General features: G+C 70.5%; 24 protein-coding genes, 1 tRNA gene and 1 pseudogene. 16 read left to right on the top strand and 10 right to left on the bottom strand.

From position 1 onward, the window contains the following. Positions 1-7: 7 nt before the first annotated feature. The 11 genes and pseudogenes from GA0111570_RS13775 to der form a co-directional block, all read left to right on the top strand. Positions 8-892: pseudogene (locus tag GA0111570_RS13775) on the top strand (tRNA (adenine-N1)-methyltransferase); the annotation flags it as partial. Further along, on the top strand, positions 885-2,552 hold the full coding sequence (arc, locus tag GA0111570_RS13770; protein ID WP_175557503.1) for a proteasome ATPase: 1,668 nt from the start codon (positions 885-887) through the stop codon (positions 2,550-2,552). The pseudogene GA0111570_RS13775 and the gene arc, both read left to right, overlap by 8 nt. Before the next feature lie 30 nt (positions 2,553-2,582). After that, positions 2,583-2,948 (top strand): DUF3054 domain-containing protein, encoded by a 366-nt coding sequence (locus GA0111570_RS13765; RefSeq protein WP_092612451.1) that lies wholly within the window; start codon positions 2,583-2,585, stop codon positions 2,946-2,948. Continuing rightward, positions 2,945-4,447, top strand: coding sequence for a depupylase/deamidase Dop (gene dop, locus GA0111570_RS13760; protein WP_092612449.1), 1,503 nt, complete (start codon positions 2,945-2,947; stop codon positions 4,445-4,447). Before GA0111570_RS13765 ends, dop begins: the two co-directional genes overlap by 4 nt. Before the next feature lie 33 nt (positions 4,448-4,480). After that, the gene (locus GA0111570_RS13755) at positions 4,481-4,663 is read left to right on the top strand and encodes a ubiquitin-like protein Pup (RefSeq protein WP_092612446.1); all 183 of its coding nucleotides are present in this window, start codon (positions 4,481-4,483) and stop codon (positions 4,661-4,663) included. Next, positions 4,660-5,472: a proteasome subunit beta gene (gene prcB / locus GA0111570_RS13750; protein ID WP_092612443.1), complete on the top strand. Its 813-nt coding sequence runs from the start codon at positions 4,660-4,662 to the stop codon at positions 5,470-5,472. The genes GA0111570_RS13755 and prcB overlap by 4 nt, the downstream gene beginning before the upstream one ends. A gap of 28 nt (positions 5,473-5,500) precedes the next feature. Further along, positions 5,501-6,202 carry a proteasome subunit alpha gene (gene prcA, locus GA0111570_RS13745; protein WP_092612440.1) on the top strand — a complete coding sequence of 234 codons (702 nt, stop codon included), beginning with the start codon at positions 5,501-5,503 and terminating at the stop codon, positions 6,200-6,202. Continuing rightward, complete coding sequence (locus GA0111570_RS13740; RefSeq protein WP_092612437.1) at positions 6,195-7,280, top strand: prephenate dehydrogenase; 1,086 nt, start codon at positions 6,195-6,197, stop codon at positions 7,278-7,280. The genes prcA and GA0111570_RS13740 overlap by 8 nt, the downstream gene beginning before the upstream one ends. A gap of 71 nt (positions 7,281-7,351) precedes the next feature. Beyond that, the gene (cmk, locus tag GA0111570_RS13735) at positions 7,352-8,029 is read left to right on the top strand and encodes a (d)CMP kinase (RefSeq protein ID WP_092612434.1); all 678 of its coding nucleotides are present in this window, start codon (positions 7,352-7,354) and stop codon (positions 8,027-8,029) included. A 15-nt stretch (positions 8,030-8,044) separates the two neighbouring features. Further along, positions 8,045-8,836, top strand: a complete 792-nt coding sequence (locus tag GA0111570_RS13730; protein ID WP_092612431.1) for a lysophospholipid acyltransferase family protein — start codon at positions 8,045-8,047, stop codon at positions 8,834-8,836. Positions 8,837-8,845: 9 nt separating this feature from the next. Continuing rightward, on the top strand, positions 8,846-10,171 hold the full coding sequence (gene der, locus GA0111570_RS13725; protein WP_092612428.1) for a ribosome biogenesis GTPase Der: 1,326 nt from the start codon (positions 8,846-8,848) through the stop codon (positions 10,169-10,171). A gap of 1 nt (position 10,172) precedes the next feature. On the opposite strand, the gene GA0111570_RS13720 is transcribed toward der, so the two are convergent. The 5 genes from GA0111570_RS13720 to GA0111570_RS13700 all read right to left on the bottom strand — a co-directional run bounded on the left by GA0111570_RS13720 (position 10,173) and on the right by GA0111570_RS13700 (position 14,330). After that, positions 10,173-10,781, bottom strand: coding sequence for an energy-coupling factor transporter transmembrane component T family protein (locus GA0111570_RS13720; protein WP_092612425.1), 609 nt, complete (start codon positions 10,779-10,781; stop codon positions 10,173-10,175). After that, positions 10,781-11,473, bottom strand: a complete 693-nt coding sequence (locus GA0111570_RS13715; RefSeq protein ID WP_092612422.1) for an energy-coupling factor ABC transporter ATP-binding protein — start codon at positions 11,471-11,473, stop codon at positions 10,781-10,783. The genes GA0111570_RS13720 and GA0111570_RS13715 overlap by 1 nt, the downstream gene beginning before the upstream one ends. Beyond that, positions 11,467-12,468 (bottom strand): thiolase family protein, encoded by a 1,002-nt coding sequence (locus GA0111570_RS13710; RefSeq protein ID WP_217634179.1) that lies wholly within the window; start codon positions 12,466-12,468, stop codon positions 11,467-11,469. Before GA0111570_RS13710 ends, GA0111570_RS13715 begins: the two co-directional genes overlap by 7 nt. 53 nt (positions 12,469-12,521) lie before the next feature. After that, entirely contained in the window at positions 12,522-13,127 is a 606-nt protein-coding gene (locus GA0111570_RS13705) for a biotin transporter BioY (RefSeq protein WP_092612419.1), read from the bottom strand. Positions 13,128-13,214: 87 nt separating this feature from the next. Then, positions 13,215-14,330 carry a patatin-like phospholipase family protein gene (locus tag GA0111570_RS13700; RefSeq protein ID WP_139283256.1) on the bottom strand — a complete coding sequence of 372 codons (1,116 nt, stop codon included), beginning with the start codon at positions 14,328-14,330 and terminating at the stop codon, positions 13,215-13,217. A gap of 92 nt (positions 14,331-14,422) precedes the next feature. Here GA0111570_RS13700 and GA0111570_RS13695 point away from each other — a divergent pair. Then, a tRNA-Pro gene (locus GA0111570_RS13695) sits at positions 14,423-14,496 on the top strand. 138 nt (positions 14,497-14,634) lie between these two features. Here the strand turns inward: GA0111570_RS13695 and GA0111570_RS17735 are convergent. Next, positions 14,635-15,000 carry a hypothetical protein gene (locus tag GA0111570_RS17735; protein ID WP_175557502.1) on the bottom strand — a complete coding sequence of 122 codons (366 nt, stop codon included), beginning with the start codon at positions 14,998-15,000 and terminating at the stop codon, positions 14,635-14,637. 145 nt (positions 15,001-15,145) lie between these two features. Between GA0111570_RS17735 and GA0111570_RS13685 the strand changes: the two genes are divergently transcribed. Together GA0111570_RS13685 and GA0111570_RS13680 are read left to right on the top strand one after the other, a co-directional pair. Then, complete coding sequence (locus tag GA0111570_RS13685) at positions 15,146-17,962, top strand: AAA family ATPase (protein WP_245703220.1); 2,817 nt, start codon at positions 15,146-15,148, stop codon at positions 17,960-17,962. Between the two features lie 241 nt (positions 17,963-18,203). Continuing rightward, positions 18,204-18,386, top strand: a complete 183-nt coding sequence (locus GA0111570_RS13680) for a DUF1059 domain-containing protein (RefSeq protein WP_092612575.1) — start codon at positions 18,204-18,206, stop codon at positions 18,384-18,386. Positions 18,387-18,450: 64 nt separating this feature from the next. Here GA0111570_RS13680 and GA0111570_RS13675 read toward each other — a convergent pair whose 3' ends face one another. Both GA0111570_RS13675 and GA0111570_RS13670 read right to left on the bottom strand, forming a co-directional pair. Further along, a complete protein-coding gene (locus tag GA0111570_RS13675) occupies positions 18,451-19,884 on the bottom strand; it encodes a type I glutamate--ammonia ligase (protein WP_217634178.1) in 1,434 nt (477 codons plus the stop codon). Positions 19,885-19,932: 48 nt separating this feature from the next. Continuing rightward, entirely contained in the window at positions 19,933-21,153 is a 1,221-nt protein-coding gene (locus tag GA0111570_RS13670) for a cytochrome P450 (RefSeq protein ID WP_092612410.1), read from the bottom strand. A 135-nt stretch (positions 21,154-21,288) separates the two neighbouring features. Here GA0111570_RS13670 and GA0111570_RS13665 point away from each other — a divergent pair, with 135 nt between their 5' ends. Together GA0111570_RS13665 and GA0111570_RS13660 are read left to right on the top strand one after the other, a co-directional pair. Then, positions 21,289-21,759, top strand: a complete 471-nt coding sequence (locus GA0111570_RS13665; protein ID WP_092612408.1) for a carbohydrate-binding protein — start codon at positions 21,289-21,291, stop codon at positions 21,757-21,759. A gap of 251 nt (positions 21,760-22,010) precedes the next feature. Beyond that, positions 22,011-22,214 (top strand): cold-shock protein, encoded by a 204-nt coding sequence (locus GA0111570_RS13660; RefSeq protein WP_092612405.1) that lies wholly within the window; start codon positions 22,011-22,013, stop codon positions 22,212-22,214. 57 nt (positions 22,215-22,271) lie between these two features. On the opposite strand, the gene GA0111570_RS13655 is transcribed toward GA0111570_RS13660, so the two are convergent. Both GA0111570_RS13655 and GA0111570_RS13650 read right to left on the bottom strand, forming a co-directional pair. Further along, positions 22,272-22,613 (bottom strand): protease inhibitor I42 family protein, encoded by a 342-nt coding sequence (locus tag GA0111570_RS13655; RefSeq protein WP_092612402.1) that lies wholly within the window; start codon positions 22,611-22,613, stop codon positions 22,272-22,274. 12 nt (positions 22,614-22,625) lie between these two features. Continuing rightward, positions 22,626-24,311, bottom strand: coding sequence for a DUF8189 domain-containing protein (locus GA0111570_RS13650; RefSeq protein WP_139283255.1), 1,686 nt, complete (start codon positions 24,309-24,311; stop codon positions 22,626-22,628). Between the last annotated feature and the right edge of the window lie 135 nt (positions 24,312-24,446).

Here is a 24,446-nt window from a genome sequence, read left to right as displayed (position 1 = left end):
ACGACTCGGCCCCCTGCAGGTAGGGGAACGGGTGAACCTCTTCGACGTGAAGGGGCGGCGGCACTCGATCATGCTGGCCCCGGGCGGCGCCTTCTTCACCTCCCGCGGCGAGATCCGCCACGACGACCTGATCGGCGGCCCCGACGGGGTGACGGTGGAGTCCAGCCTGGGCCAGACGTACGTGTGCTTCCGGCCGCTGCTGGAGGAGTTCACGGTGTCGATGAAGCGGGGCGCGGCGGTGATCTACCCCAAGGACGCCGCGATGATCACGATGTTCACCGACGTGTTCCCCGGGGCGCGGGTGCTGGAGGCCGGTGTGGGCTCGGGTGCCCTGACGCTCTCGCTGCTGCGGGCGGTCGGTCCCGACGGGGTGGTGCACTCCTACGAGCGGCGCCCCGAGTTCGCGGCGGTCGCCGAGCGCAACGTCACCGCGTTCTTCGACACCCCGCCGGAGAACTGGACACTGCACCACGGTGACCTGGCCGAGGTGATCACCGACGACGAGGTCGACCGGGTGGTGCTGGACATGCTGGCCCCCTGGGACTGCATCGACGCGGTGACCCAGCGGCTGGTCGGCGGCGGCATGCTGTGCTGCTATGTCGCCACCACCACCCAGATGGGTAGGGTGATGGACACCTTGCGTGCGACGCGCTGCTACACCGAGCCGCGGGCGACCGAGACCACGATCCGTAGCTGGCACGCCGAGGGCCTGGCGATCCGGCCCGGCCACCAGACCTCGGGCCACACCGGCTTCCTGGTCATCGCCCGGCGGATGGCCCACGGCGTCGTCGCGCCGATGCGCAAGCGGCGCCCCGCCCCCGGGGCGTACGGACCCGACTACACCGGCCCGCTGCCCCCCGGGCTCCCGGTCGAGGAGGACGATGATGAGTGAGCCGAACCCCGAGCAGCTGCGGGCCGAGGTCTACCGGCTCCGCGACGAGCTGCAGACCGCGACCGAGCAGAACCGCCGGCTCAACCAGGAACGGACCACCGCGGACCGCCGCGTCACCACGCTGCGCACCGAGGGCCGCGGACTGGTCGAGCAGAACAAGAAGCTGACCGACCTGCTCGGCCAGACCCGTGACCAACTGGTCTCGCTGAAGGAGAAGCTCGAGGAGCTGCGCCGCCCGCCGTCCACCTTCGGGCTGGTGGTCGGGCTGCCGGGCGGCCAGGTCGCCGACGTGGTGGTCGGCCAGCGCAGGCTGCGCGTCCAGGTCTCGCCCTCGGTCGAGGTGGACGGCATCGCCGTCGGCGCCCAGGTGCTGCTGAACGACGTCCCCCAGGTGATCGGCGTCGCCGAGATCGCCGTCACCGGCGAGATGGCGGTCGTCAAGGAGGTCCTCGACGACGGACGCGTGCTGGTCTCCACCGGCACCGACCGCGAGGAGGTGCTGCACCGGGCCGCCTCCCTCGACGCCGAGCACCTGCGGGTCGGGCAGGCCCTGCTGGTCGACACCAAGGCCGGCCTGGCGCTGGACCGGGTCCCGACCACCGACGTGGCCGACCTGATCCTGGAGGAGACCCCCGACGTCGCGTACGAGGACATCGGCGGGCTGGGTCCGCAGATCGAGCAGATCCGCGACGCGGTCGAGCTGCCGTTCAAGCACCGCGAGCTGTTCGGGACGTACGACCTCACTCCGCCCAAGGGCATCCTGCTGTACGGGCCGCCCGGCTGCGGAAAGACGATGATCGCCAAGGCCGTCGCGCACTCGCTGTCGGGGGAGGGCGGCGCCGAGGGCCGGTCGTACTTCTTCAACATCAAGGGTCCCCAGTTGTTGAACAAGTATGTCGGGGAGTCCGAGCGGCAGATCCGGGTGGTCTTCCAGCGCGCCCGGGACAAGGCCACCACCGGCGCGCCGGTGGTGATCTTCTTCGACGAGATGGAGTCGATCTTCCGGACCCGAGGCACCGGACTGTCCTCCGACGTGGAGACGACGATCGTGCCGCAGCTGCTGGCCGAGATCGACGGCGTCGAACAGCTCGCCAACGTGATCGTGATCGGCGCGTCCAACCGGGAGGACATGATCGACCCGGCGATCCTGCGGCCGGGGCGCTTCGACGTCAAGGTGCGGATCCGCCGGCCCGACCGGGCGGCCGCCCGGGACATCTTCACCCGCTACCTGTCGGATCGGGTGCCGATCCGGGCCGGCGAGAGCCGCGAGGTGATGGTCGCCGCCGCGCTGGACCGGCTGTACGCCACCGACGCGTCCGCCGAGGTCTTCGAGATCACGTACGCCTCCGGGGCGACCGCCACCATCCGCTACGGCGACCTGGCCTCCGGTGCGCTGATCGAGTCGATCGTGGCGCGGGCCAAGAAGCTGGCGATCAAAGAGGTGCTGGCCGGCGGCCCGACCGGGGTGTCCACGGAGCAGTTGCTGCGCGCCACCCAGATCCAGTTCGCCGACCACACCGACCTGCCGACCGCCGACCCGGCGGACTGGGCCCGGATCATCGGGCCGGACCAGGGCGAGCACGGCCGCGAGCCGATCGTGGCGGTGCGCCAGTTGCGCGGTGGTGGGGCGTCCTCGGGCGGCACCGGACAGTACCTGTGAGGCCGTGCCGGTCGGACTAGTCTGGGCCGGGTGAGGACTCCCTTCGTACTCCTGGTCGACCTGGTCTGCGTGGTCGCGTTCGCGACGCTGGGCCGTGGCGCCCATGGTGAGGCCGTCGGTGTGGCCCAGGTCGCGGACACCGCCTGGCCCTTCCTGGTCGGCTGCCTGGCCGGCTGGGGCGTGCTGCGCGCCTGGCGTACGCCGCTGCGGCTCGGCACCGCGGCCGGTCTGATGGCGATCACGGTGGTCGTCGGCCACTCCGTCCGTGTGCTGGCCGGTGGCTCGACTCACTGGACCTTCGTGGTGGTCAGCATCGTCGCCCTGACCGTGCTGCTGCTCGGCTGGCGGATCGTCGCCCGGACGATCCTGCGCCGGCAAGGGGTCCACGCGTCGTGACCGGCCCCCGGGTCCACGGCCTGGAGACCGAGTACGGCATCAGCCTGATCGGAGTGCCGGCCGCCGAGGCGCCGCACCCGATGTACCTGGCCAACCACGTCGTTCGTACGTACCTGGAGTCGATCGGCTTCGGCATCGGCCGGTGGGACTACACGGCCGAGTCCCCGCTGATCGACGCCCGCGGCTTCACCATGCCGCGCGAACGCGCCAGCCTGGACCAGCTGACCGACATCGACCAGGGCCTGGGCAACGCCATGCTCGACAACGGCGCCCGGCTCTACGTCGACCACGCCCACCCCGAGTACTCCGGCCCCGAGGTCCGTACGGCCCGCGACGCGCTGCTCTGGGACCGGGCCGGCGACGCGATCATGCTGGACGCCGCGCACGCGGCCTCGGCGGCGATCGGCCACGAGATCCGGCTCTACCGCAACAACACCGACTCCAAGGGAGCCTCGTACGGCACCCACGAGAACTACCTGGTCGCACGCGAGGTGCCCTTCGAGCGGATCGTGCGCGACCTGACCGGCTTCCTGGTCTCCCGGACCGTGGTGGTCGGCGCCGGCCGGGTCGGGCTGGGGCAGGAGAGCCAGGCCGCCGGGTTCCAGCTGGGGCAGCGGCCGGACTTCTTCGAGACCGAGGTCGCGCTGGAGACCACCATCCGCCGGCCGATCATCAACACCCGCGACGAGCCGCACGCGCTGCGCCGGCGCTGGCGCCGGCTGCACGTGATCACCGGTGACGCCAACCAGGCCCAGGTCGCGGGCTGGCTGAAGGTCGGCACCGCCGCCCTGGCGGTCCGTACGGTCGAGGCCGACCTGGCCCCCGACCTGCGCCCGGCGCGCCCGGTGGAGGCCTTCCGGGCGATCTCGCACGATCCTGACCTGGCCCGTACGGTCCGGCTGCAGGACGGCCGGCAGGTGACCGGGATCGACCTCCAGCAGGCGTGGCTGGACGCCGCCCGCGGTCTGGAGGACCTGGGCGAGGAGGACCACGAGCTGCTGGCGGCCTGGCAGCAGGTGCTCGACGACCTTCGCACCGACTGGCGGCGCACCGCCGACCGGCTGGACTGGGCCGCCAAGCGGCTGCTGCTGGAGTCCTACCGGGAGCGCGACGGGCTGGGCTGGGACTCGCCGAAGCTGGCCCTGGTCGACCTGCAGTACGCCGACATCGACCCGGCCCGCAGCCTGGCGCTGAAGCTGGAGCGGGCCGGGAGGCTGCGCACCCTGCTGGACCCGGCAGAGGTGACGGCCGCGCGTCGTACGCCCCCGGTCGACACCCGGGCCTGGGCCCGCGGCCGGATCGTCGGGCGCTTCATCGGCGAACTGCTGGGGGCCGGCTGGGACGGGCTGACCTTCGCGGGGGAGCGCGGCCTGGGGGTCGTCCGACTCGAACTGGCCGACCCGTTCGGCGGCACCGAGGAGGCCGTCGGGCAGCGGGTGGAGGCGGCACACCGACCGGCCGACCTGCTTGACCTCTTCCCGACCCGCCTGCACGGGTAGGCTCTACCTGCCCCTGGTTCTGGAAGGAGACCGATGTCCGAGCAGCAGCATGCACGCCGTCAGGCCGAGGAGACCACCGACGAGGTGGAGGCCTTCGCGCCCGCCCCGCAGCAGCAGGACCAGGGCTTCGACGCCCTGCTCGACGAGATCGACTCGGTGCTGGAGACCAACGCCGAGGAGTTCGTCCGTGGCTTCGTGCAGAAGGGCGGACAGTGACCGACGACCTGGCCAGCTCGTTCTTCGGGCTGCTGTCCCGCACCGCGCCGGAGCTGTTGCCCGCGCACCGGCTGTCGCAGGGCGTGCCGACCGGCCCGGCCGAGCAACTCTCCCCGCACGGCACCACCATCGTCGCCGCGACGTTCCCGCACGGCGTGGTGATGGCCGGTGACCGCCGCGCGACGATGGGCAACTACATCGCCCAGCGCGACATCCAGAAGGTGTACGCCTCCGACGAGTTCTCCCTGGTCGGCATCGCCGGCGCGGCCGGCCTGGCGGTGGAGATGGTCCGGCTGTTCCGGGTCGAGCTGGAGCACTACGAGAAGATCGAGGGCGCCCCGCTGTCGCTGGACGGCAAGGCCAACCGGCTGGCGGCCCTGATCCGCTCCAACCTCGCCATGGCGATGCAGGGGCTGGCAGTGCTGCCACTCTTCGCCGGCTGGGACCTGGCCGGGGGACTGGGCCGGATCTTCTCCTACGACGCGACCGGCGGCCGCTACGAGGAGACCGCCTTCCACTCGGTCGGCTCCGGGTCGATCTTCGCCCGCGGATCGCTCAAGAAGATCTACCGCCCCGACCTTGACCTGCACGGCTGCGCCACAGCGGTGGTCCAGGCGCTGGTCGACGCCGCCGACGACGACTCCGCCACCGGTGGCCCCGACCTGATGCGCAAGATCTACCCGATCATCATGGTGGCCGGGCCCGACGGGGTGCACCAGCTCTCGGACCAGGAGATGACCGCGATCACCGACGAGGTCATCGCCGGCCGCCGCGAGCGCCCCGACGGCCCCGCCGCCCCGCTGGTCTGAGCCGGTACGAGACAGGAGAAGAAGCACCATGAGCATGCCGTTCTACGTCGCGCCCGAACAGCAGATGAAGGACCGCTCCGACTTCGCCCGCAAGGGCATCTCCCGGGGCCGGGCCGTCGTCGTGCTGCGCTACCGGGACGGCATCTGCTTCGTCGCGGAGAACCGGTCGCTGGCCCTGCACAAGATCTCGGAGATCTACGACCGGATCGGCTTCGCCGCGGTCGGCCGCTACAACGAGTTCGAGCAGTTGCGCATCGCCGGCATCCAGCAGGCCGACATGCGCGGCTACGCGTACGACCGCTCCGACGTCACCGGGCGGATGCTCGCCAACGCGTACGCCCAGTTGCTCGGTAGCAGCTTCTCCAACGGCACCGAGAAGCCGTTCGAGGTCGAACTCGTCGTCGCCGAGCTCGGCGATGCCCCTGCCGGTGACCAGATCTACCGCCTGACGTACGACGGGTCGGTCGCCGACGAGGAGAACTTCGCCGCGATGGGCGGTGCCACCGAGCTGATCGCCGACGTCGTCCGCCGCGGGATCGATCCCACGGCGCCGCTGGCCGACGCGGTCCGGCTCGCCGTCCGTGCCCTCGGTGCCGACACCTCCCCGTCCGGTCCGCGCACCCTGGGCCCCGAAACCCTCGAGGTCGCGGTGCTCGACCGCGTCCGTCCCCGGCCGCGGAAGTTCCGCCGGCTGACCCGTGCCCAGCTGGCGGAGGTGCTCAATGCCTGAGACCGAGGAGCCCGACCTGGGCCTGATCAACAGCACGGTGGTGATCGGTGCCGGGCTGCTCGGTGCCTCGATCGGTGCCGCGCTGACCCGTGCCGGCGTCACCGTGCACCTGACCGACGCGGTCTTCTCGCACGCCCGCGTCGCCGCGTCGCTGGGGGCCGGCACGGTGGACAAGCCGGATCCGGCCGCCGTACGCCTCGTCGTGGTGGCGACCCCGCCCCGCTCCCTGGCCGCCGTCATCGGCGAGGCGCTCGACAAGTACCCGAACGCCGCCGTGACCGACGTCGGCTCGGTCAAGAGCCGCGTGCTGCACCAGCTGCAGTCCACCGGCCGCGACCTGTCCCGCTACCTCGGCTCCCACCCGATGGCCGGCAGCCAGCACTCCGGCCCGATGTCGGCCAGCCCGGACCTGTTCGTGGACCGTACGTGGGCGGTGACCCCGCACCGGCAGGTCTCCGAGCCCACCGCCGACCGGGTCCGATTGCTGATCCAGGTGTGCGGCGCCCGGTACACGGCGTTCACCCCGGAGGACCACGACCGGGCGGTCGCGCAGGTCTCGCACCTGCCGCAGCTGGTCTCGGTGCTGATGGCCGACCACCTGCTCGGCATCCCCTCGGGCCACCTCGAGCTGGCCGGCCAGGGGCTGCGCGACGTGACCCGGATCGCCGGGTCCGACCCGGACCTGTGGGAGCAGATCATCGCCGGCAACGTCGATGCCCTGCGCCCCGAACTGGAGGACGTCCGGACCCGGCTGGACGAGCTGATCGACGCGCTGGACGACCCGGCGCACAAGGTCCGGGCGTTCCTGCAGCGCGGGGTCAACGGCACCCGCCAGATCCCGGGCAAGCACGGCGCCCCGGCGATGGACTACGCGCAGATCGTGATCGAGCTGCCCGACACCCCCGGCGCGCTGGCGCAGCTGTTCCGCGACTTCGCCGATGCCGGGGTGAACGTCGAGGACATCCAGATCCAGCACGACCTGGTCCGCCAGGTCGGCTACCTGGCCGTGTCCGTGGAGCCGGGACACCTGCGGGACGTCCAGGAGGCGATGCGGGCCGCCGGGTGGCGGCTCGTCTGACGCCGAGATTTCGCCGGCCGTCCACCTGCAGGACATACGGACGTCAGGAATTGTCGACCAGGAAAGTTAGGGTGAGCAACGTGGTAGTCGTGGCCATTGACGGGCCGAGCGGGTCGGGGAAGTCCTCGACCTCCCGAGCCGTCGCCGAGCACTTCGGATGGGCCTACCTGGACACCGGCGCGATGTACCGCGCGATGGCCTGGGCCTGGCTGGAGTCCGGGCTGCCGATCGAGCAGGCCGACGCCGTGGCCGCCATGGTCCGCAACGTCCGGCTGGAGGTCGGCACCGACCCGGCCGCGCCGACGATCCATGTGGACGGCACCGACGTCACCGCGACGATCCGCGAGCCGCGGATCTCCACCGAGGTGTCCAAGGTGTCCTCGATCCAGCAGGTGCGCGACGACCTGATCGCCCGCCAGCGCGCCGCGATCGCCGCCGCACCCGACGGGATCGTGGTCGAGGGACGCGACATCACCACCGTCGTCGCGCCCGACGCCGACCTACGCATCCTGCTGGTCGCCGACCCGAGGGCGCGAGTGGCCCGTCGGGCCGCCGAGCTGGGGGAGGCCGCCACCGGCGCCGAGGTGACCGACCAGGTCATCCGCCGCGACCGGGACGACTCCAAGGTGACCACCTTCACCGAGGCGGCCGAGGGCGTCACCGTGATCGACTCCACCCATGACGACCTGCCCACCGTGGTGGCGCGGGTCGTCGACCTCGTCGAGCAGGTCCTTGTCGAGAAGCCCTGACCGAGAGGAACAGCCATGACAGTGGACAGCCGGATCGAGCCATGGAGCGACCCCACCTCCACCGTCCCCACTGTCAGGCTTCCCCGGACCGACCAGCTGGCCGCCCCCGACGACCGGCTACTCGGCGCCGTCCTCGGCCCGGCCCGCGCGGTGCTGCAGGCGCTCTGGCGGGTGAATGTCCACGGCGCCGGGCTCGTCCCGACCGAGGGGCCGGTGATCCTGGCCTCCAACCACATAGCCACGATGGACGGCCCGCTGGCCGTGCTGACGACGCCGCGGCGACGGACCTTCGCGCTGGCCAAGAGCGAACTGTTCCGCGGCGTCCTCGGCGAGGTGCTCCAGCGCTCCGGCCAGATCCCGATCCAGCGGGACGTGATCGTGGACCGCGCGGCGATCGACCGCTGCATCCGCGTGCTGCGCGACGGCAACGCCCTGGCGATCTTCCCCGAGGGGATGCGTGACACCGGCGAGTTCCGCTGGATCCGGTCCGGGGCGGCCTACCTCGCGATGGTCACCGGCGCCCCCGTCGTTCCGGTCGCGATGCTCGGCACCCGACGGTCCGGGGACAGCCCGCACAGCACCGCGCGGCCGGGCGCGCGGATGCACGTCGTCTTCGGTGCGCCGCTGCACCTGCCCTGGATCAAGTGGCCCCGCCGGCAGGCCGACGTTCGCGCAGCCTCGGAGCGGCTGAGGGTCGAGCTCGCCGCCCACGTACGCCATGCCGAGGCACTGACGGGCATGTCGCTCCCGGGCGTGCCGCAGGAGCGCATCGCCTCGAACGGCGACCCGCGTGGTGCCGTGCACTAGTCTTGTCCGGTGATCGAGAACCAGACCAGACCCGTCGTCGCCATCGTGGGACGCCCCAATGTCGGCAAGTCGACGTTGGTGAACCGCATCATCGGCAGGCGCGAGGCCGTGGTCCAGGACATCCCGGGCGTCACCCGTGACCGCATCTCGTACGACGCGTCCTGGAACGGCCGCGACTTCGTCGTGGTCGACACCGGCGGCTGGGCCTCCGATGCCAAGGGCATGGCGGCCCGGATCGCCGAGCAGGCCGAGCTGGCGATCAACGCCGCCGACGTCGTGGTGCTCGTGGTCGACGCGACCGTTGGCACCCTGGACGAGGACGAGGCCGTCGTCGAGGTGCTGCGCCGCTCCAAGAAGCCGACGGTGCTCGCCGCCAACAAGGTCGACGACCAGAAGACCGAGCTCGAGGCGGCCACCATGTGGAACCTCGGCCTGGGCCAGCCCTGGCCGGTCTCGGCGATCCACGGCCGGGGGTCGGGCGACCTGCTGGACGCGATCGTCGAGGCGCTGCCCGAGCGCTCCGCCGTCCCCGAGGAGGAGGCCGGCGGCCCCCGCCGGGTCGCCATCGTCGGCAAGCCGAACGTCGGCAAGTCCTCGCTGTTGAACCGGCTGGTCGGCGCGCAGCGCGCCGTGGTCTCCGACATCTCCGGCACCACCGTCGACCCGGTCGACGAGCTGGTCGAGGTGGCCGGTGAGGTGTTCCGCTTCGTCGACACCGCCGGCCTGCGCAAGCGGGTCAAGGAGGCCTCGGGCCACGAGTACTACGCCTCGCTGCGCACCGCCAGCGCGATCGAGCGCGCCGAGGTGTGCGTCGCGGTGATCGACGCCTCCGAGGAGATCAGCGAGCAGGACCTGCGGATCCTGTCGATGGTGGAGGAGGCAGGCCGCGCACTGGTCGTCGCCTTCAACAAGTGGGACCTGACCGACGAGGAGCGCCGCCGCTACCTGGACCGCGAGATCGAGCGCGACATGGTGCAGTTCGGCTGGGCCGACCACGTCAACATCTCGGCGCTGACCGGCCGCAACGTGGTCAAGCTGCGCACCGCGATCAACGAGGCCATCGCAGGCTGGGAGACCCGGGTCTCGACCGGCAAGCTGAACGCCTTCCTGGGCCGGCTGGTGGCCGCGCACCCGCACCCGCTGCGCGGTGGCAAGCAGCCGCGGATCCTGTTCGGCACCCAGGCCCAGTCCGGGCCGCCGACGTTCATCCTGTTCACCACCGGCGACCTGGACGCGGGCTACGTACGCTACGTCGAGCGCCGGCTGCGCGAGGACTTCGGCTTCCGCGGCACCCCGATCCACATCGAGGTCCGCCCGCGGGCGAAGCGCTCCTGAGTCAGTCGTCGTCGACGCCGCGCGCGACCAGGGCCTCGCCCATCGCGTCGGCGTCGCGCAGCGCCCGGACGATCAGCGGGACGGCGAAGGCCTTCCAGCTGGTCCCGGTCCCGCGGGCGATCTGGGCCTCGCGGACCTGGGCCGCCAGGTCCGCGACCAGCGGGACGCAGCGGATGCCGAGGGTGAGCAACAGGCCGATCCGGTCCGGGTCGACGCCCCAGCGGCGGAACGGGCCGAGGACCCGGACGACCGCGTCGACCAGTCTGGTCGTCGGCGTGGTGAGGGTGACCAGCGCCGCGGCCAGGACCAGCAGCACGATGGTCCCGGCGACGACCGTCGCACGCTGCCAGCCGGTCGCCCAGACGTGGTAGGCGGCGGTGAACGCCAGCAGCCACAGCAGTGGCCGGACCTGCCTGAGGATCGTCCGGGGTCCGATCCCGGCGACCGTGTAGGCGCCGAGCAGTACCGCGATCAGGCCGAGGACGAGCCACCAGTAGGTGAGGAACACCGAGGCGGCGCCGAGCACCACCAGGGCGAGGAGCTTGGCTCCGGCCGGGGCGCGGTGGAACACGCTGGTGCCCGGCTGGTAGAGGCCGAGGGTGGACTGCATCAGACCGCCATCAGCTCCCGGTAGTACGCCACGGCGGCAGCGGGGGAGTCGTCGGCCACCAGCCGGCCCTCGTCGAAGACCAGCACCCGGTCGAAGTCGTCGAGCAGGTTCAGGTGGTGCGTGACGAGCAGCACGGACTGGTCCAGCCCGGCCACGACCTCCCCGATGATCCGCGCGTTGCGCAGGTCGAGCAGGGTGGTGGGCTCGTCCATGACCAGGATGTCGGGCTCGGTGACCAGCACCGAGGCCAGCGCCAGCAGTTGCTTCTGCCCGCCGGACAGCAGGTGGGCGGGGTGGTCGGCGTGGCCGGCCAGCCCGAACCGCTCCAGCAGGGCGTCGACCCGGCGGGCGACCACCTCCTTGGGCAGCTTGCTCCTGCGCAGCCCGAAGGCGATGTCCTCGGCAACCGTGGGCATGATGATCTGGTTGTCGGGGTCGGTGAAGACGAACCCGACGTGCTTGCGGATCTCCTTGGCCTTGCTGGCCGTGCTCAGGCCGTCGACGGTGAGGGTGCCAGCGGTGGGCACGATCAGGCCGTTGATCATCCGGGCGAAGGTGGACTTGCCCGAGCCGTTGTGGCCGACGATGCCGACCCGCCGCTCCTCGATGCGCAGGTTCAGGTCCTGCAGCACCGTACGGGCGGTGGGACCCTGTCCGTACGTGTGGCTGACGTGGTCGGCCTCGATCAGCAACGCTCCACCACCATCGCGATGCCCTGGCCCGAGCCGGCCGAGACTGCCGCCAGTCCGAAGCGGCCACCGTCCTGGCGGACCAACTGGGTGAAGAGCCGGGCCATCACGACCGCACCGGAGGCACCCCAGGGGTGCCCGAGGGCGAGGGCCCCGCCCTGGCGGCAGACCCGCGAGTCGTCGATCCGCAGGGCCGAGCACGCAGCGAGCACGTTGGCCGCGTACGCCTCGTCGAACTCGATCACGTCGAACTGCTCCAGCTTCAACCGGGTGGAGTAGAGCACCTTCTCGATCGCCGGGATGATGCTCCAGCCGACCCGCGAGGGGTCGCAGCCGAAGGTGGCGCTGGCGGTGACCCGCAGGCCGGGTCGGCGGGCGCGGCGGTGCGTGGCACCGTCGACCAGCAGCACCGCGGCGGCGCCGTCGTCGACCACCGACAGGTCCGTGCCGGCCTCGACCGGGTCGTCGGCGCTGACCCCGGCCACCGGCACGATCTCCGCGTCGAACATTCCCTTCGCCCGGGCTGCGGCGAACCGCTCGTGCGAACGGGCCAGGTACGCCTGGCGCTGCTCGCGGCTGATGTGGTACTCCTCGGCGATCACGTTCGCGGCATCGGCCATCGACGGGTTGAGGGGAGCGTCGGCGAGCGATCCGGACTCGACCCCACCGGCGATGGCGTAGCCCGGGTTGTTGACCGCGACCAGCTTGTCGGCCGCGTAGTCGATAGCGGAGAGGCCGGAGGCCCGGCCGCGCTCAAGCGACATGGCAGGGACCTCGACCGGGATGCCGGCGGCGGTGAGGGCGTCCCGGCCCAGGCCCACGCGGCCGAAGGCGTGGCCCAGGACGACGTCCCGCAGGAGCTCGGGCTGCGGACAGGCGTCGTACAGGTGCCTGATCACCGGGGCCGCCAGGTCGGCGGGGTGGACCGCGGCGAGGGCGCCACCGTTGTGCGCGAGGGGCGAACGGACGGCATCGATGATGACCGCGTTGTTGATCACTGCATCCTCCAGGGCATGGTTCGGACGATTGATCCGGCCCTCGAAGCCTAGCGTCAGGCCTCGACCTTCTCACTGGGTGCATCCTCGACCTTCGTGCCGCGCCACGGCAGCAGTCCGGGGTAGGCGGCGTGGACGCCCCTGGCGATCAGCGTGGCGGCGACGACCTTGATGGTGTCACCGGGCAGGTAGGGCAGGTTGGCGAGGATCGCGGCGGGGAAGGACAGCTTCGCGACGGCCATCATGCCGATGATCCCGAACGCGTACATCAGCACCATGCCGCCCAGCACGTTGATCAGTAGGCCCCAGGCGATCGAGTAGGGGGCGCCCTTGCGGAAGGTGAACCAGCCGATCACGCCGGCACACACCACGTAGCCGACCAGGAAGCCGACGGTCGGGCTGGCGAAGACGCCGATGCCGCCGCGGCCACCGGCCAGCAGGGGCAGGCCGAGGGCGACCAGGGCGATGAACAGCAGCTGGGAGAGCAGCGCCCGGCGGCCGCCGATGACGGCGCCGGCCAGGATGATGCCGAACGACTGCGCGGTGATCGGCGCGGGGGAGAACGGTGTGTAGAACGCGGGGATGAGGCCCAGCGCCGCGGTGATGCCGGCGAAGACGGCGATCAGGGCGAGGTCACGGGCGGGAGTGCGGTGCTGGGCCACGACAGGTCCTTCGTTCGATCGAGCGGAGCGTACGCGAGGAGTGTAGGACAGATCCGCGCCCGAGCTGAACACCGTTCAAGTCGGACCTCAGCCCGGGATCCATGAGGTCGGAGCCGGCGTGGGGGAGGCCGCCGGGGAGGCGGCCGGGGAAAGCGCAGGGGAGGGCTGGTCGGTACTGACCTTCACGGGCCCGCCCGCCGATCCATCCTCCGCGGGGCCACCGAACATGCCGGCCCGGTCGAACGCCTCGGCCGCCAGCCGGCGTCCCAGGGCGATCTGGTCGGCGGCCCGGTGGAAGTCCATCGTGCCGATCGAGTCGTGCGGGACGATGACGAGCACGTCGGTGGGGAAGGAGGCGAGCTGGTAGCGCTGCACGATCGACTGCATCACCTCCAGGGACTGGGTCATCACGTCGGTCGTACGCAGCCCGGCGGGCAACTCCTCGAACAGTTCCTCCACCGAGGGGGCGGACAGCTCGGAGCGCTGCCGGCGCGGGCGGGCGGCCATCCGGGCGGCGATGCTGCGGATCGGCTCGGTCTCCATCAACAGGCCGACCGTACGACGCAACCGTCCGCTCCACTCCTCCTCGGGCTCCTCGTCGGAGGAGGTATGCACAGGTAGGCCCTCGCCACGCTCGGCCTGCTTGCGGTAGCCGTCCAGGGTCACGGCCACGGTGAGCTCAGCGCGGGCGGAGGCCAGCACGCTGACCGGGACCTGGTTGACGATGCCGCCGTCGACCAGCAGCCGGCCGTTGAGGACGATCGGGGGAAACACGCCGGGGATCGCGATCGTCGCCCGTAGGGCGGGATCGATCGGGCCCTCCTGGAACCAGACCTCCCGGCGCGCCCACAGGTCCGTGGCGATCGCGGTGAACGGGATCGGCAGGTCCTCGATCCGCTCCACGCCGATCATCTGGTTGACCCGCGCCAGGATCCGTTCGATCTTGATCGTGCTCGGGCCGCTGATGTTGGGATCCAGGAGCCTCAGGACGTCCCGCTGGTGGCGCAGCTCGAGCACCCAGTCGGTGAACTCCGAGACGTTGCCGGCCGAGTAGAGCGCCCCGACGATCGCCCCCATGGACGTCCCGGCGATCCGGGTGACCCGGTAGCCGCGCGCGTCCAGCTCCTCCAGGACTCCGATGTGGGCGTACCCGCGGGCGCCACCGCCGCCCAGGGCGAGAGCAACCGTGTTCCGTGCCGTCATGCTTCGATGCTAGGCGCTGGTGTGTCCACGATTGGCGTTCCGCGGCTCGATGGTAGTAATGTAACTCCTCGTGACCGGGGGAATCCGGTCCACGGGCTGTAGCGCAGTTTGGTAGCGCACCTGACTGGGGGTCAGGGGGTCGCAGGTTCAAATCCTGTCAGCCCGACCGTGTGATGTCCCATGACATGGCAATAGCCCGAACCCTCATCGTGAGGGCTCGGGCTATTTGGCCGGTCAGATGGATTGCGTTGGTGGTCACGGCTGCCCGTCCGCTCGGGCCGCGATGGGGCCGGCAGCTCAAGCGCTACGCCGATCCGTGGGACGTGGCAGGTGATCGGCGCAGATCAGCCCCCTCTTTGACGGAGGCCTCGAACACCGTGTAGCGCTCGGCGCGGGTGGGTCCGGGGAGCAGGGTGGGGTCTTCGCCCGGCATGAGCTCGGAGGTCATCACCACCTCTGCTAACGCGTCGAGGGTGGCCTCGGATCCGGTGATGACGAGCACGGCCCGTCCACCGTCGCGTTGACGCAGATCGAAGCTCGCCAGGATGTCACCACGGATGTGCTGGTCGGCGTCGATCAGGGGCCTGATGCGCCGGGTGTCGGCGAAATCGGCGGCCGCGACCAACTCGGGCGATCGAGGTCCGTCGAAGATGATGAGATCGGCATACATGATGACTCCTTTGGTCCGGTCCCGTTCGGGGATGACTCCACGATGCGCCGATCGTCCTGCCGATGCTTCAGTGGAGCCACTGACGTCACCACTGAGAATCCGTGGAACGGTCGGGCGGGCGCGGGATACTGGGATCGTGCTGGCGATGGTCGGTCGCTCGGAGCAGGTCGCCCTCATCGACGACGCGGTCTCGGCCGCGTCGGGCGGTCGGGGCGGGCTGCTCCTGGTCACGGGTGAGGCGGGCATCGGCAAGACGCTGCTCGGGCAGACCGCCATCGAACGGGCCACGTCCCGCGGTATGCGGGCCGCCCACGGCCATGCCGTGGATGATCCGGGCGCCCCCGTGCTGTGGCCGTGGCGCCGGGCCGCGAGACAGCTCCCGGAGCTGGGCCAGGTGCTGGCCACGGTCACCGCGACGGACCTCGACGACGATGCGGCACGCTTCGCCGTGTGGGAGGCCGTGGCAGATGCCCTGGCGAGCGCGGCCGAGCCGTCCGGTCTCCTGGTCGTGCTCGAGGACCTGCACTGGGCCGATTCGCTGTCAGTCGCCCTCCTCCGCCACGTCGCGTTCGACCTTCCCGGTTCGCGGGTGCTGGTCCTGGTCACAGCCCGCGAGGATCCGTCGACTCCGTTCGTTCGCGCCCTGCCCGACCTGCTGCGCAGCAGCGCCTCGACGCCGGTCCCGTTGTCCGGCTTGACCACCGCCGACGTCCGTGAGTGGCTCTCGAGTGATCCGGTGACCGCCGGATGGGGCGTGCTGGCCGCCGACCTCGTACGCCTCACCGATGGAAACCCGTTCTACATCCGAGTCCTGACATCGCAGGGTCCCCCGCCTGCGGCCGGCATCCACGAGGCCCTCACCACACGGCACGGCATCCGGAGCATCCTGGTCGCACCGCTCCTGGGACTCCCCGAGGATGCGCGTGACACGATCACGACGGCAGCCCTCATTGCGGAACGCCTCTCGCCGACGTTGCTCGCCGCGGCGACCGGTCGCTCGGTGCCCCAGGTCAGCGGCCACCTGGCGCAGGGAATCCGCACAGGGTTGCTGCAGCACGGCGCGACGGGGCTCGCATTCGTCCACGCGTTGGTGCGCGACGCGGTGATCGCGCACCTCGATCCGCATGAGCGGGGCGCCGTCGAGGCGTCCATCGCCCAGGCGATGCAGGCGACCGACGATGAGCTGCTGATCGGTCCTGCCGCTGCGCACTGGGACCGCGCGGAGGGCTCCGTGGCATCTGCCCGCTGCCGGGACACGGCTCGCCTGGCCGCAGCCCGGGCCGCGGCCACCCACGCCCACGAGGAGGCCGTCGCCTTCGCCCGGATGAGCGTGCGCCACGCGCGCCGGCTGGGATCCGGCGGAGCTGACCTCGCCGAGCGGCTCGTCGAGCTGGCCGAGTACGAGTGGCTGGCCGGACTGATCCCGGCTGCCCTCGACACGTGTGTGGAGGCGGTGGATCTCGCCGAGGCAGCCGATCGTGCCGACCTGATGGCACAGGCTGCGCTGGTAGCCCAGGGAGTCGGCTCGCGCGAGGTCGCGCGAGTCGTCGGCGACCTCTGCGGACGGGCTCTGGAACGCGTACCCGACGATGATCTCGAAGCCCGCGCCGGGCTCACCGCTCTCCGGGCAGTTGCCGCGGCCGAGGAGGCTGTCGACACGAGCGCGGACGCCCTGTCCGCCACGGCCCTCGACCTCGCCCGCCGCTCCGGCTCGGCCAACGCCGAACTGGAGGCCGTGGCGGCCCGTCACTACGTGCTGTCCTACCCGCAGGCGATCGACGAACGCCTGCTGCTCACCGAGCGCGCCGTGCAACTGGGCCGCTCGTCCGCGACGGCGATGGGGTTCCTGTGGGGGTACCTCTGGCAGGCAGACATCGCCCTGCAGAAGGGTGAGCTCGGTGCGCTGGATGCCGTGATCGAACAGCTGGGCCGTGTCGTGGCCCAAAGGTCCTCGCCGGTCGGCCGCTGGCATGAGCACCGCCTCCGGGCGCTCCGGGCCGCCGTGCGCGGGGCCTTCGACGAGGCACGCAGCGAAGCGGACGCCGGGTTGCGGATCGCCCAACGTGCCGGGGACGCCTCAATGATCGGCAACTACTTCGGGCTACGCATCTCCTTGGCACTGCTGCGGGGCGACCCCGAGGAGATCCCGGCGGCAGCCCGACCGATGCTCGACCAGCCTCCGCCCGTTCCACTGATGCAGGCGTTCAGCGCGCAGACGCTGGCAGTCCTGGGGGAACGTGATCGGGCCGTTGCCCTCCTCGACCTGGTGCGTCACCTGCCTGGCCGCATGCCGCTGGGTCCCCGCTGGATGGGCACGATGGGACAGATCGGCCTGGCGGCCGCCGCCCTGCAGGATGCAGATCTCGCCGGCCGCTGCCACGACCTCCTCGCACCGACGGCCCACTGGTACTTCGCCGACGGAGGTGGGGCACCCTTCTACCACGGCTCGAACCAGTACACAGTCGGCGTCATCGCCCTCGGCGCTGGTGCCGTCGACGCGGCCACGAGTCATTTCGAACGGGCTGTTTCCGCCGACCTGCGTATCGGTGCCCGCCCCTACGTGGCCCTCGCACGACTGGGCCTGGCCCAGTGCCTGCAACTCGAACCGGACGGGACACCGAAGGGGACCCCCTCTCGTGGGCAACACGTGCGCCACCTGGCCACCGCGGCGGCCGACGAGTTCCGGCGACTCGACATGCCCGGCCCCCTGGCATGGGCCGAGCGGCTCCTGGCCCATGCCGACCCCAGGACCGATCTGGCGCAGACACTGACCCGCCGCGAATTCGAGGTGGCCGAGCTCGTCGCCCAGGCGAGGACCAACCAGCAGATCGCCGACCAGCTCTTCCTCTCGGTCCGCACCGTCGAATCGCACGTGCGCAGTGCCCTCGCCAAACTCGACTTCAGCACCAGAACGGAACTGGCCGTCTGGATGCAGGCCCACACCGACCCCCGAGAGGGGTAGCTGCACTGCTGACTGGGGCTGGGACGACCCCCTTCGCCTCAGGGGCGGGCGATCCGGCCCGCGCAACGCCCCACCTCCCACGACCGCAGTGCCCCCCTCGCAGGCATCCCGCTACGAGGACCCGCACCGGTTCATGGCGTCCCACGTGAACGTCGTCAGGCTCTTGTGGGCACCCCAGCCGGATGTCATGCTGCTCGCAGACGGCCGGCAGACAAGCCGACCCTCACGCCAGGGGTGGGACATGGGCAAGGAACTTCACTGTCGCGATCTCGGATTCGATTGCGACGCCGTCGTCAACGCAGAGAGCGACGACGACGTCCTCATGCAGGTGGCCGCCCACGCGAAAGATGTGCACGGGATGACCGATGAGCAGTTGGCTGATCCGGCCCTGCTGCAGAAGGTACGCGCGCAGACGCGCGGATAGCCGCGACTCGCTGCTCGTGCTCGGTGGCTCAGGGGTTCAGGGGTTCAGGACCAGGCTAGGGGGTTCAGGACCAGGCCAGGCGCAGGGCGGCCGCCACCCCCTCCGGAGGCATCCCGGCGAACAGAACCTGCTCGTGGCGACGTACGGCGAGTACCGCGGTCACGACCGGGTCCCCGAGGATCCGCCTCATCTCCTCCGACGACTCCAGTGCGTCGACCATGGCGGCCTGGTCCGAGGCAAGCCGGGTCACGCCTGCATGGACGCGGTCGGTGTCCGATAGATCGGCCGGGTCGGTGGTCACCTCCGCAGGCAGCGGCAGCCGGCGACGAATGCCGTCCAGCGCCAGCCCGAGCAGGGAGGCCGTCGCTAGGTACGGGTTGGCTGAGGCATCGATCATCTTGACCTCGACATTGGCACCGTGGGGATTGGACATCCCATCGGTGACGAACCGGACGGCAGCTTCCCGGTTCTCCCTGCCCCAGCAGGCGTACGCGCCCGACCAGCCGCCCGGCTGGAGCCGGGCGCCGGACAACGCCGACCCGGCCAGCACAGCCTGCGCCTGCGGCAGCCCCCTGACCAGTCCGGCGATGGCGTGCGCGCCCTCGCCGGTCAGGCCGTGCGGGCCGTCCCCGCCTGAAAAGAGGGGCTCGTTGCCGCGGCGCAGAGACAGGTGCTGGTGGGCACCGTTCCCTACCTTTCCCACCTCTGGCAGCGGTGAGAAGGACGCCATCAGCCCGTGCCGTCGGGCCGTCCGTACGATCAGCACGCGGGCCGTGATCAGGGCGTCGGCCGAGCGAATCGGATCGTCGGGACCCAGCGAGACCTCGAACTGGGCCTCGCCGTACTCGGCGTGCACCTGCTCGACGCCGATCCCGGCTCGTTCGAACCCGGCGAGCAGGTCGAGCACCAGCTCTTCCTGGCCCAAGAGGGCGTTGGCACCGTAGGGTCTCCAGTTCCCCGGATCCAGCAGCGACCCGTCCGGTCGCACCAGCACGAACTCCACCTCGTGGCCGACCATCGCGTGGAGCCCCTGCTCGGCAAGGTCGCGGACCGCCTTCGCGAGCACGACGCGCGGGCAGGCCGGGTCGGGTGTCCCGTCCTGGAAGAAGGTGTCGGTGGGGCCCATCGCGATGCCATCGCCGATCATCCGCACCCCGGAAGGATCGAGGCGTAGCCGGAGGTCGCCGACGTGCGGTACGGACGCGGCGTCCACGACACTGCCGTCCACGCCGTACGCGTTGTGTGCGGGCGACAGCCCGCACCCAGAGCGGACGAACGCCGTCAGCCGCGGGGCCGGGATGCTCTTGGCGAGAACCAGACCGGCCGCATTCGTGGCCGTCCCGATGATCCAGCGCACGCCGTCCGTGCGCAGCTGCTGCTCGAGCCTGTCCACGGCATCGCCCTCGGGCAGGGGGGAGAGGGTCGGGTCAGTCCTGGCCGCATCCATGGACCAAGCATGCACGTCGGCCTGCGCGTCGACGCGCTCTGCTGTCAACATGGAGCGGTTGGCGCCGATCAGGGGGTCTGATCCACCCGCTCATGGCACTCAGCCGCCGACGGCGACGGGCAGCGGCTTGGGGACGGTGAGCACGAACTCCCGCAGCGAGTAGCCCGCGGTGAGCTCGTCCCACTCCATGATCGGCGCGTGGGCGACGACCAGGTCGTGCCGGAGCAGCCGGGAGAGCAGGATGTCGGTCTCCTGGATCGCCAGGGAGTTGCCCGGGCACTTGTGCTGCCCGTCGCCGAAGCTCATCACCTCCGGGCCGATGCCTCGAGGCAAGGGACGTCCCGGACGCAGGTCAAGGGGGCAGTCGCCCACTGTGGACTCGTCGCTGTTGGCCTGCCGCACATAGAGGTCGATCAGTTCGCCCTTCCGGATGTGCAGCATCTCGCCGTCGACGGGGAGGTCGATGTCGCGGGCAGCCCGGCGGTAGAGGTGACCGATGATCGGCTCCAGCCGCAGGATCTCGTGAAGGATCTCGAAGCGTTCAGGCTCCTCGGCCGCGAGGTAGCGAGCCCGCAGGTCGGCGTCAGCGAGCAGGTGCAGAACCGCCATCGAGATGAACTCGCGGGTGGTGGCCATGCCCGCGGCACCGTAGGTGACACATTCGATCAGGATGGCCGGGGCCTTGTACTCCTCGGCCAGCAGGTGGCTGATGACGTCCTCGGCGGCGACCTTGCGGCGTGCAGCGATGGCGGGCCGGACATCGGCGAGGTAGAACGCGAGCATCGGCGTGTGGCCACGGATCATGCGCCACAGACCTCTGAGGCCGCCCTCCTTGACCCCTGAGTCGGGGCTCCAGTCCGGCTGCGCGAACAATCGCTCCAGGCGCCTGGCCATGCCCTCCATGTTGGAGTTGGTCAGGCCGATCACCTGCGCCGCGACCTCGGTGGAGTAGCGCAGGCTCAGCTGGTCGAGGCGAAAGGTGGTGGTCGCCAGGGCTTCGGCGACGAGGGCATCCGCGCGGACCTCCATCAGCTCGCGGTAGCGGTTCGCCACCGTCTTCGGCGCGAAGAAGCGCGCGACCTTCGTACGCTGCCGGCGGTGCTCCTCACCGTCCATGAACAGGATCGGCCGCTCGCCGACGCTGTCAGGCATCTGCTCGGCGCTGAAACCGGCCTGGGTCGTGGCGTCCCTCTCCCGCAGCACCTGGCGTACGGCCTCGGTCGAGCGAAGGTGCCAGACCTCACCGCGATGCTCGACGCGTGGTCGGGACGCCTCGCCCGGACGGTGGGACACACGGCGGTCAGGGGCATCGGCGCTCATGCAGCGAGGGTACTGGCAGCTCCCAGCCCCCCTTCTGTGCGCAAGCCCGCCCGTCGAGGAACCCTGGTGAGAGACTGGTCACTGAATACGTGATGTAGGTGACGTGGATCGGGTCCAGTGGAAAGGGAGGGCGCGATGCGCAAGCGAGTACTGCCTTCGACAGAGGATGCCCGGAAGGCCGACGTCGACTGGCTGGACCTGGAACCGCTGGTGGAGGTGGAGATCACCTCGGAGGACCCGGCCCACCCGATCGAAGCGGCACTCCTGCCAGGGGTCGGCGCCGGCTGGCGGGCGGCGGGACCGGGGCCGCAGACGATTCGGCTGATCTTCGACCCGCCGCAGCCGCTGCACAGGATCCTGCTCGAATTCCGGGAGACAACGGTTGAGCGCACCCAGGAGTACGTGCTTCGTTGGTCGGCGGACGGGGGGCAGCAGTTCCGGGAGGTGCTGCGGCAGCAGTGGAACTTCAGCCCCGGCGGCTCGACCCGGCAGGTGGAGGAGCACGGTGTCGACCTGGCCGGGGTCGCCGTCCTGGAGCTGGAGATCATCCCGGACATCGGTGGCGGGAGCGCCCGCGCCTCGCTGGAGGCATGGCGTCTCGCCTGATCTTGCTGGTCCTGGGGGCAGGAGCTGATCGTGTCGGTCGTGGGGACGACAGCGGCCGTACGGCACGATTCGTGGATTCAGATGGCCGACTGCTATGGTGATCTTGTTGTTGTTCGTCATTTTCGTTTGCTTGTTTGGTTGTAGCGCCGGTTCTCCGGCGTGTAGTCCTCTCGGGAAGCGTCTTTTGCAGCTGCATCATGTGAGCGCCGCGACCGCGGATGCTCCGCTTTCCTAGGTAGAGGAGATACATCATGGCTACAGGTACCGTGAAGTGGTTCAACGGCGACAAGGGCTTCGGCTTCATCGCTCCGGAAGACGGCTCGGCCGACGTGTTCGCGCACTTCTCGGCGATCAACTCGAGCGGCTTCCGTTCGCTCGACGAGGGCGCCCGCGTGTCCTTCGAGACCCAGCAGGGCCCCAAGGGCCTCCAGGCGACGAACATCACCGTCCTCTGAGCTGACCACAGCAAGGAAGGGCCCGGCTTCGGCCGGGCCCTTCTGCATGCCACCGGATCAGACGACCTGGATGCGGATCAGGCGGTGCGCTATCGGCTCGGACTCCCAGGGTCGGCGGAGGACGAAATCGAGTTCGATCACCCCTGTACCCGGTGACGTGGCCCGCAGGACGAAGCGCTGGTGTACCGGCGCACCGGGCTCCGTCGCACCGTGGTCGGCGGAGGATCCCCGTCCCGGGCCCGGACCAGTGTCCTGTTCGCGGTACTCGACGGTGGGAGGCGCGTCGGCCAGTTCCCACCGGTAGCCGGTGCCGCCGGAGACGGGAAGGTCGATGGGGAACGCCTCACCCGCCGCCACCGTACGATCCTCCGAGCCGGTGGGATCCTCTGCCTCAGTCATCGCTGTGCCGTCTCACGCGTACCACTTGTGGTACAGGGCCGAGTCCATGCCCTCGGCGAAGACGTCGAGACGCTGCGGTGCCCAGGAGCTGACACCCGTGCCGGAGGCGAGCTGGCCGCCGAGGTCCTCCTCGCCCCGCCAGCCGGACCCGTCCCACCAACGGTGGCGGAGGCTGAAGCCCTGCCCGGGATAGAAGACGTCGATCCGGCCGGCATCCCAGGAAACAGCGCTGGGGTCGCCTCCGAGGTAGCCGCCGAGGTTCTCCCAGCCTCGCCACGCGCCGCCGTCCCACCACTTGTGGTAGAGCTGGCTGTCTGTCCCCTTGACGAACGTGTCCAGACGGTTCTGCGCCCAGGAGGCCACCGCAGGGGCCGAGTCCAGGATGCCGCCCAGGCTCTCCCAGCCTCGCCACGCGCCGCCGTCCCACCATAGGTGCCACATCGCCGAGTCCATCCCGCGGGCGAAGACGTCGATCCGGTTCGGTCCCCACGAGACGGCGGCAGGCGCCGAGGAGAGCAGGCCGCCCAGGCTCTCCCAGTTGCTCCAGCCGCCCTGGAACCATCGGTGCCAGAGACGATGGTCGGTCCCGACGGTGAAGATGTCGAGCCGTCCCGGTGCCCAGGAGCAGATCGCCGGGGCACTCTGGCAGCTACCCCCGAGGCTCTCCCATCCTCGCCAGCCCGTCCCGTCCCACCAGCGGTGCCAGACCGCGGTGTCGGTGCCACGTGCCACGACGTCGATGCGGTTCTGGTCCCAGGACACTGCCGCCGGGCTGGAGGTCAGGACCCCGCCGAGGCTCTCCCAGCCGCGCCAGGAGAGCCCGGCGGGCAGCTTGACTCCCTTGGCCGTTGCGAACGCATAGACATCGAAGTTGCACTGGCCGTACCCGATCTTGAAGAATCCGCCATCACCCCAGGCGGTTCCCCAGGAGTTCTTGGCGATCCAGCACTGCTCGGCCTCCGAATAGCCGATTACCTCGACGCAGTGTCCACCCCGGAATACGCCCGAGACGTGCTCGTAAACTCCCCCGGAGTAGGCGTAGAAATCCTCGTACACGTCGAAGCAGGCTGCGGCGGGCCCGACCTTGCTGAGGTATTGCTTGCGAGCATTGATGTCGACGACCAGGTCATGGCTGTCGATCGAGACCTGGTTGGCCGCGCGGTCGGGGGTGGGACGTACGTACGGCTTCCACAGGCTGGTCGTCGGATCGATGACCGGTGGGTTGTCGAAGGCGCTCATGTAGGGCAGGGCGGCATCCTTGACCACGCCCCGCAGCCGGATCTCTTCCAGGCATGCCGGCGTGTTCCAGCCGCCGCAGGAAGGTCCGTGGGCCGAGTTGAAGTGCGAGTCGGCCTCCGAGAGGTCGAGCAGCGCGCCGAGTTCTATGGATGCCATCGACTCGACGAGCGCCGTGCATCCGAACGAGACGCAGCTGCCGCAGTACTTCTGGTCCTTGACCGACGTCACATGGTTACCGCCCTTGTTCCGCCAATCGACGGCCGGGTCGAAGGTCACTGCACCCGCCGGCGGGGCTGAGGCCGTCGGAGGGTTGGCCCTCAGCTCAATGTCGGTCTGGGTGAAGACCACACCGAGGAGCGCCTTCTGGCCTTCCTCGTCGAGCTCCGACTGGGGCGTCTTCCGTGCTGTCCAGCGCTTGCCGCGCTGTGAGAGGTCCTTGATGAGTTCGTCGACGTTCAACCTGGGTTCGGGTATGTCGCCTGCTTCCGCTGGGCGCCTGGCGGCGCGCAGTCCTCCTGGTGGGAAAGGGGTCGGGTTCCACCCTCCGGGAGCAAAGGGCTGGGTGGAAAAGCGGTTCCAAGGAAATGATAGAAG

Source organism: Raineyella antarctica, from assembly GCF_900092135.1.
Taxonomy (GTDB): Bacteria; Actinomycetota; Actinomycetes; order Propionibacteriales; family Propionibacteriaceae; genus Raineyella; species Raineyella antarctica.
Note: the sequence above shows the minus strand (reverse complement) of the source record. Positions and strands in the feature narration are given on the sequence as shown.

Excerpts from the sequence above, each read along its gene's own strand:
- arc (WP_175557503.1), top strand. The coding sequence starts at position 885 with ATGAGTGAGCCGAACCCCGAGCAGCTGCGGGCCGAGGTCTACCGGCTC.
- GA0111570_RS13755 (WP_092612446.1), top strand. The coding sequence starts at position 4,481 with ATGTCCGAGCAGCAGCATGCACGCCGTCAGGCCGAGGAGACCACCGAC.
- prcA (WP_092612440.1), top strand. The coding sequence starts at position 5,501 with ATGAGCATGCCGTTCTACGTCGCGCCCGAACAGCAGATGAAGGACCGC.
- GA0111570_RS13740 (WP_092612437.1), top strand. The coding sequence starts at position 6,195 with ATGCCTGAGACCGAGGAGCCCGACCTGGGCCTGATCAACAGCACGGTG.
- GA0111570_RS13730 (WP_092612431.1), top strand. The coding sequence starts at position 8,045 with ATGACAGTGGACAGCCGGATCGAGCCATGGAGCGACCCCACCTCCACC.
- GA0111570_RS13720 (WP_092612425.1), bottom strand. The coding sequence starts at position 10,781 with ATGCAGTCCACCCTCGGCCTCTACCAGCCGGGCACCAGCGTGTTCCAC.
- GA0111570_RS13700 (WP_139283256.1), bottom strand. The coding sequence starts at position 14,330 with ATGACGGCACGGAACACGGTTGCTCTCGCCCTGGGCGGCGGTGGCGCC.
- GA0111570_RS17735 (WP_175557502.1), bottom strand. The coding sequence starts at position 15,000 with ATGTATGCCGATCTCATCATCTTCGACGGACCTCGATCGCCCGAGTTG.
- GA0111570_RS13685 (WP_245703220.1), top strand. The coding sequence starts at position 15,146 with ATGGTCGGTCGCTCGGAGCAGGTCGCCCTCATCGACGACGCGGTCTCG.
- GA0111570_RS13680 (WP_092612575.1), top strand. The coding sequence starts at position 18,204 with ATGGGCAAGGAACTTCACTGTCGCGATCTCGGATTCGATTGCGACGCC.
- GA0111570_RS13675 (WP_217634178.1), bottom strand. The coding sequence starts at position 19,884 with ATGTTGACAGCAGAGCGCGTCGACGCGCAGGCCGACGTGCATGCTTGG.
- GA0111570_RS13670 (WP_092612410.1), bottom strand. The coding sequence starts at position 21,153 with ATGAGCGCCGATGCCCCTGACCGCCGTGTGTCCCACCGTCCGGGCGAG.
- GA0111570_RS13665 (WP_092612408.1), top strand. The coding sequence starts at position 21,289 with ATGCGCAAGCGAGTACTGCCTTCGACAGAGGATGCCCGGAAGGCCGAC.
- GA0111570_RS13660 (WP_092612405.1), top strand. The coding sequence starts at position 22,011 with ATGGCTACAGGTACCGTGAAGTGGTTCAACGGCGACAAGGGCTTCGGC.
- GA0111570_RS13655 (WP_092612402.1), bottom strand. The coding sequence starts at position 22,613 with ATGACTGAGGCAGAGGATCCCACCGGCTCGGAGGATCGTACGGTGGCG.